A 13,546-nucleotide genomic window follows, 5' to 3' on the forward strand; every position below is an offset into this window, starting at 1 on the left:
AAATAATGAACAGACGCTCATCACATCAATCATGAGCCTAAGACCTTGTCTGAAACTATGACCAATCAATCTTACTATGAAACCATGTACATCCTCCGCCCAGATATCGCGGAAGATGAAGTAACCAATCATATTGATAAATACAATAAGCTTTTAGAAGAATTTGGCGGAACCATCCTTGATAGTCAAATGCGAGGTAAGCGAAGATTAGCTTATCAAATTGCCAAACATAGAGAAGGTATTTACGTCCAACTAAGTCATCAAGGTGATGGGCAACATATTTTCAAAATTGAAAAAGCAATGAGAATTAGTGAAGATGTTATTAGATATATGACCGTTAAACAAGAAGGGCCTTTACCTACTCCAAAACCTTCAAATAAGAGTTCAACTCAATCAGAAAATAAAGATAATCCAGAAACTAAAGTTGAATCTAAAGAAGAGCAATCAGTAACAAACTCTGATACTTCAACAACAAAAAAAGACGATAATGAAATTAAAGAAAATACAGAATCTTAGATATTGTTAATCAATTTTTTTTGAATTTAACTCTGCCCATATTTTATTAGACATACCCCACATATAAATAAAACCCTCCGCTAAGGAATGTTTAAAAACATCGTCTTGACTATAAGTTGCCAAATCCTCTCTATAAAGTGAATTATTTTCTGAGATTCTTCCAATTACTATTGCATTCCCCTTATGAAGTCTAATCTTTACTCGTCCATTAACTGAAGTTTGAGTCGATGCAATAAAAGCATCTAAACTCTCCTTGAGAGGACCAAACCAAAAACCTTGATAAACTAATTGACCCCATTTTTTTTCGACGACTCCTTTAAAATCAATAACATCTGGATTTAATGTAATACTTTCCAATTCCTTGTGAGCTTTTATTAATAGTAAGAGACCAGGCGTTTCATAAATCTCTCTACTTTTAATTCCTACCACTCGATCTTCCATCATATCTATTCTTCCAAAACCATATTCACCTGCAAGAACATTAGCTTTTTGGATAATCTCCACTGGATTTAAAAATTCATTGTTGATTCCAACTGGGAAGCCATTTTTAAAAATAATTTCTATATCTAACGGAGACTCAGGTGAATTATTAATTGATGATGTCATTGCAAAAATATCTTCAGGTGCCTCTTGCATGGGATCTTCTAATATACCGGCTTCAATACTCCTACCAAGTAAGTTAACGTCTATTGAATATGGTGATTTTTTAGATACTGGTGCAGGAATACCAAATTTTTCTCCATACAATATTGCCTCTTCCCTACTCATATTCCACTCCCTTGCGGGAGTAATTATTTTCAAATCAGGGCCTAAAGCATTAATTGCTAAATCAAATCGAACTTGATCATTCCCTTTACCAGTACATCCATGAGCTACTGCATCGGCATTAATCTCTCGAGCAATATTTACCAGGTTTTCAGCAATTAAAGGCCTAGCAAGAGCTGTAGATAAAGGATATTTATCTAGATAGAGTGCATTTGCTCTAATAGCAGGAAAAGCATATCTCTCAACAAAACTACTAACTAAATTACCAATTATTGATTTAGATGCACCTGAATTTAAGGCTTTTTTCCTAATAAGTTCCAAATCCTCGCCTTGTCCAAGATCTGCCACAAAAGTAACCACTTCTGAAATGCCATATTCATTCTTTAAATATGGAATACAAACGCTCGTATCAACTCCACCGGAATAGGCTAGTACAACTTTGTTTACCTGCTGCATTTAAATTTGCTCCATAAATTTAAATTTTTGACGTAATTAAGAATTTGATAACTTATTAAAAACTAATATTATTGTAACTAAAAGAGCTGGACCAAAAACTAGTACTAAGAGAAGAAAGTTATTAATTAATAAAACATTGGGATTTAAGTATCCAATAAGTTTAAATAATCCAGACAATAACAATGAAATTGGCCAAATAAAAAAGTATTTTAAATTTCCTTTATCAAACAAAGTTTTTCGAGTCCATCATTATGTATTATCTTATATATAGAACCTCTCCTTTCATGGATTCAAATAAACTAAAAATTAGATTAGAAGATATTTCTGAAGTTAATCCCGCTTTAACTTGCTACCACAGAGATGATCCAGCTCCTGTTTTACCATTAAGAGATGAACCAGATCTACTATCTTGGCTTGAAAATACAGGAAGGCTTGTTGCTGAAAAAGAGGGAGATTCACAAGAGATTAGTACAATAGAAGAAGAAGAGCTATCAGCACTTATGGGAGAAAAAGAAGATTATAAAACTGAAGAAGACTCTTCAGAAGATGATTGGGAAGATTAAAAAGTTTAACTTTAAATCATTATTAATATTAAATACTTTTGCTTTAATAGCTACTTCCTATTTGTTTAATAATTTTATTTTTATAGGAGTTTACACATTATTTTTTTTTATTTCTTTATTCACAACAAAGAATGGTATAAAAATAATCAAAAAATTAAATTTACTTCAAAATATTAGAACTGAAGGTCCTGCTAATCACTTGAAGAAAAGTGATACACCAACAATGGGTGGGGTTTTTATGGTAATACCTTTTTTAATTTTTCTTTTGATAATAAATATAAATTTAGGTTCTCTAAAATTATTCCTTTTATTACTTACTATTTTTGGTTTCTTTATTACAGGTTTTGTAGATGATTTTTTAAGCATTAAAAAAGAGCAGAATACAGGATTAAAAACAAAAGAAAAATTTTTCTTACAAAGTATCATTGCAATAATTTTTATATTTTTAGCCTATGAAAAAGATTTAATAAATCCATTAATTACAGTATCTGACTCCTGGCAAATAAATATGAACATTTTCACATTGCCAATTTCTTTTTTAGTATTAGTTGGCATAAGTAATTCAGTAAATTTGACTGATGGACTAGATGGATTAGCCGCTGGATGTAGTGGGATTGTCTTTTATGGCTTGGGAACAGAAATATTAATGAAAGAACAGCAAGAGCTAATTATTTTTAGTATTTTATGTTATTCAATGTCTGGGATATGTTTAGGATTTCTAAAATACAATAGTTATCCTGCAAAAATATTTATGGGTGATACAGGTTCTTTAAGTATTGGTGCAATTCTCGGTTCTATAGCGTTATTAACCAATAGTGTTTTTACCTTATCTATTTTCTCAGGAATCTTCATTATTGAATCTTTATCAGTAATGATTCAAGTAGGGGTTTTTAAAATTACAAAAAAATTATTTCACAATGGGAAACGCATATTTTTAATGGCACCACTGCACCACCATTTTGAACTTAAAGGAGTTAAGGAACAAAAAATAGTGGAAAATTTTTGGAAAATCAACATTTTGCTTGTGATTTTAGGTATAGTTTTAAAAATCAATCTTTAAAAAATTTGTTATGAGTTTTTTTACATGGAAAGATAATGGATTAACGAGTGACTGCTCGAGTCTTGATGCAATGGCATCAAGATTTGAAGAAACTGCTAACTTAATGAAAACACTATCTAAAAAAGGCTTCAAACTAAAGAAAAAGCATAACAATCAACTAATTCTTCACCCTGATCCTAAAGTATTTGATCAATGGGGTTTTATAAGTGAAGAACTTCCTTTTAAACAACTCTGTTTAATATCGGATGAAGAATAACTATTTGAACTTGCAAACTCGTCTGTAAGTATTGATAAATAATTGCGTACATGATTGTTCCAACTGTAATGCCTATTAACACCCTCAATTCCATTTCTGCTCCATAATTTCCACTGTTCATTATTAGAAATTCCTTTTTCAAGAATAACTTTCAACTTATTAATATCAGTAACATCTACTAGAAGTCCATTTTCACATTTTGAGTGAATTTCTTTTGGTCCTCCATCATTTGTTGATATTATTGGCAATCCACAAGAAGAAGCTTCAAGAAGTGTTAAACCAAAAGGCTCTGTTAAAGCTGGATTTACAAATAACCCCCCTTTACTAGCAGCCCACCTATACAAAGAAGGTATCTGACTTGGAAGATGTTTTTTTGGATAAGCTACCTTTCCATACAAATTATATTTATCAATTGTTTCGAAAATGTTATGGAATACATCTTTTTGTTGAGGGTCAAGTTTTGAAGTACTATCTCGACAACCCAAAATCAAAATTAAATTGGTTTTTCTTTTTAATTTTTCAGATCTTCCGTATGCCTCAATCAAAGAGGGGATATTTTTTCTTCGTACAGCTCTTGAAATAGTCAATAATGGAGGTTTTGTAGAATCCTTTAAAAAAGGTTGCATCATATTGTCAATTTCAGCTGTCTCTGTTGTCGAGTGAATATGGTGAAATTTTTTATGATCAACTCCTGGCGGAATTACTTTAGCTTTGTGAGTTGAAAAAGAAGAATATTGGGAATATTGATAAACTGACTCTTGTTTAGTGCTTGTTACAACAATATCTGCGGAATTTAACGCTTTTTCTTCTGCCTCAATTCTTTTACTGATGGAATAAAGCTTTTCTATTTTATTAGTTGTTAAGCCAGCATCAAGCAATTTCCTCTTTTTTTCTCTTCCTAAAGAATGACCAGTAAAAATAAGTGGAACTTTTAAGGATTTACTTAATTTAACGCCTACATATCCAGCATCTGCATAATGTGCATGTATAAAATTAGGCTTTTTATTTTTTTTATAGTAAGAAATAAGGCTTTCAGTTAAATGATCTAAATAAGGCCAAAGCAATTCCTTTCTTAAATATTTATTAGGTCCAAATTTAAATCTTAAAATTCTAACTCCAGGCTCTACAAATTCTTCTTCTTGCGAATATTGATCGTCAACTTTAGAGTCTTTTATTAAACGAGTGACTAAATCTACTTGGTCAACATCAGAAGTATTAGCCAAACTTTTAACTAACTCTAAAACGTATTGTGTTTGACCTCCTGTATCTGCATCTCTCCCTAATTCAAGATTTTTAGAGCGTATAAGACCATGTAAATGTAAATATAAAAATTTAAACCTCATTCAGCAAATCCTCAGATAAATCGCTTTTAATACAAATAAGCTGAATTTCCAAAGGAAATATTAAGAAAGCATTATGATTTTAATTTTTTTTTAATCCAAAAGTTTATGAAAAAGCAGTTATAGAAAGATATTATACCTCGTTAAAAAAGAATTTTATTTTACTCAAATAATTAAAAATACAAAGAAATACAACAAAGGTTTTTTATTTGAGAACTTTTTTAAGATATTTTGCTGTATGGCTTTTGGGATGTTTCGCTACATCTTCAGGAATACCTTCTGCAATAATTTCGCCACCTTTATCTCCTCCATCAGGTCCTAAATCAATGATCCAATCAGAACATCTAATTACATCTAAATTGTGTTCGATAACAATTACAGAATTCCCTTTATCTACCAAACGTTGTATCACATCCATTAATTTATGAACATCATAAAAACTTAAACCTGTAGTTGGTTCATCAATTAAATACAGAGTTTTTCCAGTAGCCCTTTTAGATAATTCTGTAGCTAACTTAACTCTTTGAGCCTCTCCGCCAGATAATGTAGGGGCAGGTTGGCCTAATTTGACATATCCTAAGCCGACATCCACAAGTGTAGATAATCTATCAGAAGCTTGAGGTATGGCAGAAAAAGTTTCTGCAGCTTGTTCAACAGTCATCTCTAAAACATCAGATATATTAAAGCCTTTATATTTAACTTGAAGAGTTTCCCTATTAAACCTAGCTCCTTTGCACACTTCGCATTGAACATACACATCAGGTAGGAAATTCATTTCGATAACATTAACTCCCTGACCTTTACACGCTTCGCATCTTCCTCCTTTCACATTAAAACTAAACTGACCAGCCTGATAACCCCTGGCTTTGGCTTCCACTGTGGCGGTAAATATCTGCCTTATAGGGTCAAAAGCACCTGTATAGGTGGCAGGGTTTGATCTTGGTGTTCTTCCTATTGGAGATTGATCAATAACGATAACTTTATCAATTGCCTTTATACCCTTTAACTCTTCTACCCCTTTAGGAAAAGGAACTTTTAATCCTAGAGAATGACACAAGGCAGGGTGAAGTAATTCATTTATTAAGGTACTTTTCCCACTACCGCTAACACCAGTTACAGAAACTAATCTTCCTAAAGGAAATTCTACCGATACATTTTTTAAATTATTTTTAGAACAATTATTTAAAATTAAACTTTTTTTAATAGATGATCTACGTTTTTTTGGAGTAGGAATCGACTTCCTACCACTAAGATAAGCCCCAGTTATTGACCTCTCTGATTTTAAGACATCTTGATATGATCCCTTAGCAATAATTTCCCCACCATAAATACCTGCCCCTGGGCCAATATCTACTAAATAATCTGCAGATTTCATAGTATCTTCGTCATGTTCAACAACAACTAAAGTATTTCCTAAGTCTCTTAAGCTTTTTAATGTTTCTAATAATCTGTCATTGTCTCTCTGATGTAACCCAATACTTGGTTCATCTAATACATATAGAACACCAGTAAGACCTGCGCCTATTTGAGTAGCTAATCTGATACGCTGAGCTTCTCCGCCAGACAAAGTCATAGCTGGTCTATCTAAAGTTAAATAATCTAGACCAACATTAATTAAAAACTTCAAACGTAAACGAATCTCTTTTAAAACCAATTCACCTATCTGCTTTTGTTTTTCTGATAAAGATATATTTTCCTTCTGAGTCTTCCCTACTCCCATTATGCGCTCAACGTGAGTTAGGGTTTCAGAAACGCTTACAGAAGTTAAGTCAGTAATATTGTATGGACCAATTTTAACGGCCAAAGCCTCAGGTCTTAGTCTTTTTCCAGAACATGTCTTACAAGGAACTAATTCTAGATACTTTTCTAATTTTTGTTTAACTGATTCTCCATTAGCTTCATTCAACTGCCTTTCTAATATTGGTAAAATACCCTCAAAAGGTCTTTCAAAACCACTAGCAGTTTTAAAACGACTATCAGCTTGAATTAATATCGGTTTATCTGATCCCAAAAGTAGAACTTTTTTTTGCAAATCACTTAAATCTTTCCAAGGAGTTTTCAATTCAAAACCATAAGCTTGTCCTACAGAATAAAGTAAAGAGAAGTAATAAGTATTATCTTTTTCACTCCAAGGCGCTATTGCAGCATAAACAGGTAATGTTTTATCTGGTATAACTCTATCAGCAGTAAATTTTTTTAAATAACCAATCCCATGACAGTCTGGACAGGCCCCATATGGGCTGTTAAAGGAAAATAATCTAGGAGAAAGTTCCTCGACAATAGAACCATGAACTGGACAGGCATAATTTTCTGAGTAAAGTTTTTCTCTCTCTAAGTTAGGAGGTAAGTTTTCTCCTTTTTTTGGAACAACTTCTACTATTGCCAAACCATCGCCTCTTTTAAGACAAGTTTGTAGAGAATCATTCAATCTTTCTTGTATTCCTTCTCTTGCAATTAATCTATCAACTACTACCTCAATATTATGAATTTGATTTTTATCTAATTCAATACTATCAGCAAGTTCTCTTACCTCGTCGTTGATTCTTACCCTAGCGAAGCCCTCAGCAGCTAATCCACTTATTAATTTTGTATGTGTTCCTTTTTTACCTCTTACAACAGGGGCCAACAATTGATACCTCGTTCCTTCTGGCAATAGAAGAATTTGATCAACCATTTCATCAATTGTTTGAGGCGCAATTGGAATCCCACAGTGATGACAATGCGGCTCACCAGCGCGACCAAACAACAATCTTAGATAATCTTGTATCTCTGTTACTGTTCCAACTGTTGATCGAGGATTATGACTTGTAGATTTTTGATCAATTGAAATAGCAGGTGATAAGCCCTCAATATTATCAACATCAGGTTTATCTACTTGTCCCAAAAATTGCCTTGCGTATGCAGAAAGACTCTCAACATATCTTCTTTGACCTTCAGCAAAAATCGTATCAAAAGCTAAAGAACTTTTACCGCTTCCACTAACACCTGTAAAAACTATAAATTTATTTCTAGGTAGAGAAAGGTCAATATTTTTTAAATTATGCTGACGAGCTCCCCTAATATTAATTGAGTTGTCTTCTTCAAAACTATTATCAATTTTATTAACCATACTTACTTAAATCTAATTTATGATTAAAAAAACTATTATAGTAGAATTTTTTCTATTTTATGCAGCTGCTTGGTCTAAAAGTCTAGAAGCATAATCATTTACTTCAGCAGAAGCACCACCAATAAGTTCTATTAATTCATGTTGTCGTTGTTTTTTTGTAGTTAGTTTTGATATTGAAGTATAAGTTATTCCATCCATTACGTTTTTATTAACTTTAAAATGAGCTAATCCTCGAGCAGCTAAGAAAGGCTGATGTGTAATACATAAAACCTGTTGGCCTTTAGAAATTTCTTTTATTAGCTCAACCAAAGAAAATAAGGATTTACCACTTAAACCGTTATCAATTTCATCTAAAAAGAAAGTATTTGGTTTTTTAGAAATACTAGATTTAATAGCTAATAAGAATCTTGACATTTCTCCACCAGAAATAACATTTGATAATGGAGCAAGCTTCTGATCAGGATTAGCCGAAAACAAAAAATTTATATTATCAATTCCATCCCCAGAGGGCTTACATTCGGAAAATTGAATAGAAAAATTTGCATTTTCTAATCCTAGATTTCTTAAAATGGAGATTACTGAATCTTGTAACTGTTTGGCAACTTTTTTTCTTTCAGAAGATTGATTAAGAAATAAAGAATTTAATTTACTTTGTAAATTTTCAATTTGATTTTCAATATTACGAATCTCATTATCTTTATCGTTTTTTAGAAAGTGTGTCCTTAATTGATCTCGCTTTTCAATTAATTGAGGTAGGGCTAATGAAAAAGTTCTTTCCAAGTTTTTTAAAAAAAATAATCTTTGTTGTATTTCTGAAAGATTAGATTCATGATTATCTATGTCTTGTATATATGAATTTAGAGCAAAAATGAGATCTTCAACATAAGTTTGGATATCTAATAACTTATCTCTAAACTTTTGAATTTTTAAATCAAAATCTGATGTTCTGTTTAAATTTTTGATTGATTGATTTATCAAAAAAGCGACTGATGGTTCATCATGGCTAAAATTATTTAAGTTATCTAAACATGATTGAATTGAATGATTTATTTCGAGATTATTTACAAGTTTATTTTCTAGTGACTCTAATTCTAAGATTTCCTCACTGGAATTTAAGTTAGCTTCCTCTAAACTCTTCAACATTTGTTTAATTACTAAATTGTTTTCATCTTGCTTCCTAGAAGATTCTATTTTTTCATTCATTAATCCTTTTAAAAACTGACTTTCCCCCCATATTTTTTTAATCTTTGCACTAGTATCTCTAAATTCATGCGAACATAAATCATCAATAATTAATCTTCTCTTATCTTGAGTATGAAATATAAAAGTATCTGATTGACCTGCAAAATCTATTAATAATCCTCCAAGTTCTTCTAACGATTTTTTGTTAATTGATAAATTGTTAAGGCTATATTTGGATAAAACTTTATTATTTTTTCTATAAGATATTCTTTTGATATTTAGTACTGAAGAACTGCTTTGAAAACCATTACTAATTAACCAGTTATTAATGTGAAAAGAAGAAGAAAATTTTGCCTCGATAGCACAATGATCTTTTCCTGGACGTATTAAGTGCTTTAAAGGTATATTGGTTCCACCAAATAAAACATTTAAGGAATCTAAAACAAGTGATTTTCCTGAACCAGAATCCCCAGTAATGATGTTCAAACCTTTTTCAAAATTAATTTCTATAATTTCTATTAAGGCTATATTTTTTATTTTTAATTGTATTAGCATGATAAATCTTCCATATAAAAAAATTAACTTCTTTTTTAAAAAAATAAAGGTATTAAATATATAAAGTTATGAAAGAAGATTTTACTGATTTTATTGAAGTATCTGGACTGTTGGATTATGATCCAGATACAATATCTAAAATTTACAAAAAAAACCCTAAAAGACTTTTAAAAAGACTTTGGCAAACACTTATACCTATTTTTGCTTATATATTTTCTGTAGGGTGGGATAAATTAACTGGTAAATTAAATAATAATGAAACTGCAAGATTTAGGGCAAAAGAATTAACAAATTTATTAGTAGAACTTGGGCCAGCATTTGTTAAAGCAGGTCAAGCTTTATCAACAAGGCCAGATATAATTCCAGGGATTCTTCTTGAAGAATTATCTAACTTGCAAGATCAACTACCAGGATTTAATGGTGATAAGGCTATGGAATTAATAGAAGAAGATTTAGGATCCAAAATAGATGAAATTTTTTTAGCAATTGATAAAGAACCAATTTCTGCTGCTTCTCTAGGTCAAGTGCATAAAGGTAAACTAAAGAATGAAGAAATTGTTGCAGTTAAAGTGCAACGACCAGGTTTAAGAGAACAGATTACTTTAGACCTTTACATAGTAAGAAATATTGCCTATTGGCTAAAAAACAATATTGGATTAATAAGAAGTGATCTCGTGGCATTGATTGATGAATTAGGCAAGAGAGTTTTTGAAGAGATGGATTACTTAAACGAAGCTGAAAATGCAGAAAAGTTTAGAAATATGCATAAACATAACCAAATGATTGCCGTGCCAAAAATTTATAAAGAAATAACATCAAGAAGAGTTTTAACAATGGAATGGATCGAAGGTACAAAATTAACTAATTTAGAAGATGTAAAAAAATTAGGAATCGATCCTGACAAGATGATAGATATAGGCGTGCAGTGCAGCTTAGAACAGCTTTTAGAACATGGTTTTTTTCACGCTGACCCTCATCCAGGAAATTTATTAGCCTTGAAAGATGGCAGATTATGTTATTTAGATTTTGGAATGATGAGCGAAGTATCTAGAGACTCTAGGTCTGGTTTAATACAAGCAGTTGTACATTTAGTAAATAAAAACTTCGATAAATTATCTCAAGATTTTGTAAAATTAGGATTTTTATCCGAAGAAGTTAATCTTGAACCAATAGTTCCCGCATTTCAGGATATTTTCATTAATGCAGTTGAACAAGGAGTTTCAAAAATGGATTTCAAGAGCGTTACAGACGACATGTCTGGTGTTATGTATAAATTCCCATTCAGATTACCCCCATACTATGCGCTTATAATCAGGTCATTACTGACATTAGAAGGTATTGCATTAAGCGTCGACCCAAATTTTAAAATATTAGGTGCAGCTTATCCATATTTTGCGAGAAGATTGATGGAAGATCCTGACCCACAATTAAGAGAAAGTTTGAAAGAAATGCTTTTTGATGATAAAAAATTTAAATGGGACCGCTTAGAAGATCTTCTTTCTAACGCTGCAAAGCAAACAAATCTTGATTTAGAAAAGCTTTTAGATGAAGTCATCAATCTTCTCTTTTCACCAAAAGGAGGGTTTCTAAGAAATGAAATAATTGAAGGCCTAACAAATCAAATAGATTTAATAAGTCTTAAACTACTGAAAAATTTAAATCACTATCTTCCTAACTCAATTAAATTAAATATGACTGATGAAAATAACAACTTAAGTGACCTTATAATGTATGTAACACCATTAAGAAACTTTTTAGAGATTTTACAGAAAGTACCAGGATATTCTATTGATATTTTTCTAAAAAGAGTTCCTCGACTTATTAACGAGCCTTATACAAAAGAAATGGGTATAAAAATTGCAAAAAAAGTAACCGAAAAAGGAGTAGTTAGACTCGTAAAGATTGCCGCTGGAGCAAATATCTAATATGAACTTTAATAAAATTATAATAATAAAATTATTTTTTATTATTATAAATTTTCAATTTCTTTTTAATATTCCAAAAGCTAATGCTGCTGAAGAAATTAAAATTATATACAGCATTTTTTCTAGAACAATTAAAGTAAATTCATTAAAAACTTTTGCTCAAGAAGGTGAATCAACAAAAAAATTAAGAAGAATTTTAAGAGCAACTAGATCTACAGACAAAGAAATTAGATCAGTATTAAATAAAGATTTTGAGCTCCCTATTACGATTGCAAGTAAATTAGTATATTCAGAAATAGGAAATGTTTTTTTAACAAGACTTTCATCTATAATCCACCCTCCCAGGGCAGATGATCAAAGAACAGGTATGTTGGCCCTTAGGGCGAGTGTAATTCAAGGTATTAACATAGGAAATGGGAAAATAAATATGATAAATTTTTTTGAAGGATATCCAACAAAAACTATTATTTTAGATGTCAACGCTTTAAGCAAAGTTATGAATAAAGTAGAATCAATTTCAGAACTATTAGACTTTTTTACAAACTCTCCTCTAGAAAAAATCAAAACAAATTAATGAGCTATGGTGTTATTAAATAAAATTAAGAATAAATTACGGATCAATTACAGAAAAAAAAGATGGCCTGGTCTAATTGATGCTTATAAACAATATCTTCCAGTTACAAAAAAAACTCCAATTATCTCACTAAACGAAGGAAATACTCCACTAATTTTTAGTGACTCAATTAGCAAATTGATTGGAAATGGAACTAAGGTTTTTTTAAAATATGATGGTTTAAACCCTACAGGATCTTTTAAAGATCGGGGAATGACTATGGCCATTAGCAAAGCAAAAGAAGAAGGGCGTGAAGCTGTAATTTGTGCAAGCACTGGAAACACTTCTGCTGCTGCTGCTGCATATGCTTCTAGAGGAGGATTAAAACCTTATGTTTTAATCCCAGAAGGATTTGTTGCACAAGGAAAGCTTGCACAAGCTTTAATGTATGGTGCTGAGATAATATCTATTAATGGGAACTTTGATAAAGCTCTAGAAATTGTAAGAGATTTATCTGCTGAACATCCAATAGAACTTGTTAATTCTGTTAATCCCTATCGAATACAAGGTCAAAAGACTGCAGCCTTTGAAATTGTTGATGACTTAGGTATTGCACCTGATTGGCTTTGTATTCCAATGGGTAATGCAGGAAATATAACTGCTTATTGGATGGGGTTTAAAGAATATTCAAAAATAAAAAGAAATTTAAAATTACCAATTATGATGGGTTTTCAATCCGAAGGCTCTGCACCACTAGTGCAAAATATAATAATTAAAGAACCCGAGACAATTGCAACAGCAATAAGAATTGGCAATCCTGTTAATAGAGAAAAAGCAAAAAAAGTAAAAAAAGAAAGTAAAGGAGACTTTCAATCAGTTACGGATGAAGAAATAATCAATGCTTATAAAATACTTGCTAAAGAGGGAGTGTTTTGTGAACCTGCCAGTGCAGCATCAGTTGCTGGATTAATTAAAAATAAAAATAGAATTCAAAAAGAATCAACTATTGTTTGTGTTCTTACTGGAAATGGCTTGAAAGACCCTGATTGCGCTATTAATAACAATGATGCTATTTTCAGGAAAAATATTGAACCTTCGTTAAAAAATATAACTAAAATTTTAGGATATTAAAAACCAAAAAAATTAGTGTCTGTGGAAATCAATTAAAAACAAAAATCATTTGTTGAAAAATATTTAAAAAGTAATTGAATTTGTTGATTATTTTTTTTTAAATTAAAAATATTTTTATATATTTAACAAATAAAA

11 protein-coding genes are annotated in these 13,546 nt (G+C 30.9%); 7 read left to right on the forward strand and 4 right to left on the reverse strand.

What is annotated here, in order from left to right; translation table 11 throughout:
- Positions 1-57: 57 nt before the first annotated feature.
- Positions 58-516 (forward strand): 30S ribosomal protein S6, encoded by a 459-nt coding sequence (rpsF, locus tag PMT9312_RS09270; protein ID WP_011377341.1) that lies wholly within the window; start codon positions 58-60, stop codon positions 514-516.
- Between the two features lie 6 nt (positions 517-522).
- Here rpsF and PMT9312_RS09275 read toward each other — a convergent pair whose 3' ends face one another.
- Positions 523-1,737: an argininosuccinate synthase gene (locus tag PMT9312_RS09275; protein ID WP_011377342.1), complete on the reverse strand. Its 1,215-nt coding sequence runs from the start codon at positions 1,735-1,737 to the stop codon at positions 523-525.
- A gap of 284 nt (positions 1,738-2,021) precedes the next feature.
- Here PMT9312_RS09275 and PMT9312_RS09285 point away from each other — a divergent pair, with 284 nt between their 5' ends.
- From PMT9312_RS09285 to PMT9312_RS09295, 3 genes are read left to right on the forward strand one after another with little or no spacing between them, the layout of a single operon-like run.
- Positions 2,022-2,300: a DUF3134 family protein gene (locus PMT9312_RS09285; protein ID WP_036924372.1), complete on the forward strand. Its 279-nt coding sequence runs from the start codon at positions 2,022-2,024 to the stop codon at positions 2,298-2,300.
- Positions 2,284-3,360, forward strand: coding sequence for a phospho-N-acetylmuramoyl-pentapeptide-transferase (gene mraY, locus PMT9312_RS09290; protein ID WP_011377344.1), 1,077 nt, complete (start codon positions 2,284-2,286; stop codon positions 3,358-3,360). Before PMT9312_RS09285 ends, mraY begins: the two co-directional genes overlap by 17 nt.
- Positions 3,361-3,370: 10 nt before the next feature.
- Positions 3,371-3,616, forward strand: a complete 246-nt coding sequence (locus PMT9312_RS09295; protein WP_011377345.1) for a hypothetical protein — start codon at positions 3,371-3,373, stop codon at positions 3,614-3,616.
- Here the strand turns inward: PMT9312_RS09295 and PMT9312_RS09300 are convergent.
- From PMT9312_RS09300 to PMT9312_RS09310, 3 genes are all read right to left on the reverse strand, one after another.
- Positions 3,550-4,959, reverse strand: a complete 1,410-nt coding sequence (locus PMT9312_RS09300) for a glycosyltransferase (protein ID WP_011377346.1) — start codon at positions 4,957-4,959, stop codon at positions 3,550-3,552. The genes PMT9312_RS09295 and PMT9312_RS09300 overlap by 67 nt on opposite strands.
- 202 nt (positions 4,960-5,161) lie before the next feature.
- On the reverse strand, positions 5,162-8,065 hold the full coding sequence (uvrA, locus tag PMT9312_RS09305; RefSeq protein WP_011377347.1) for an excinuclease ABC subunit UvrA: 2,904 nt from the start codon (positions 8,063-8,065) through the stop codon (positions 5,162-5,164).
- Between the two features lie 57 nt (positions 8,066-8,122).
- A complete protein-coding gene (locus tag PMT9312_RS09310; protein ID WP_011377348.1) occupies positions 8,123-9,802 on the reverse strand; it encodes an AAA family ATPase in 1,680 nt (559 codons plus the stop codon).
- A gap of 68 nt (positions 9,803-9,870) precedes the next feature.
- Here PMT9312_RS09310 and PMT9312_RS09315 point away from each other — a divergent pair, with 68 nt between their 5' ends.
- From PMT9312_RS09315 to thrC, 3 genes are read left to right on the forward strand one after another with little or no spacing between them, the layout of a single operon-like run.
- Positions 9,871-11,727 (forward strand): ABC1 kinase family protein, encoded by a 1,857-nt coding sequence (locus PMT9312_RS09315; protein WP_011377349.1) that lies wholly within the window; start codon positions 9,871-9,873, stop codon positions 11,725-11,727.
- A gap of 1 nt (position 11,728) precedes the next feature.
- Positions 11,729-12,301 carry an alpha/beta hydrolase gene (locus tag PMT9312_RS09320; protein ID WP_011377350.1) on the forward strand — a complete coding sequence of 191 codons (573 nt, stop codon included), beginning with the start codon at positions 11,729-11,731 and terminating at the stop codon, positions 12,299-12,301.
- A gap of 6 nt (positions 12,302-12,307) precedes the next feature.
- Positions 12,308-13,411 carry a threonine synthase gene (thrC, locus tag PMT9312_RS09325; RefSeq protein WP_011377351.1) on the forward strand — a complete coding sequence of 368 codons (1,104 nt, stop codon included), beginning with the start codon at positions 12,308-12,310 and terminating at the stop codon, positions 13,409-13,411.
- Positions 13,412-13,546 lie beyond the last annotated feature (135 nt).

This window comes from Prochlorococcus marinus str. MIT 9312 (genome assembly GCF_000012645.1).
Lineage (GTDB): Bacteria > Cyanobacteriota > Cyanobacteriia > PCC-6307 > Cyanobiaceae > Prochlorococcus_A > Prochlorococcus_A marinus_L.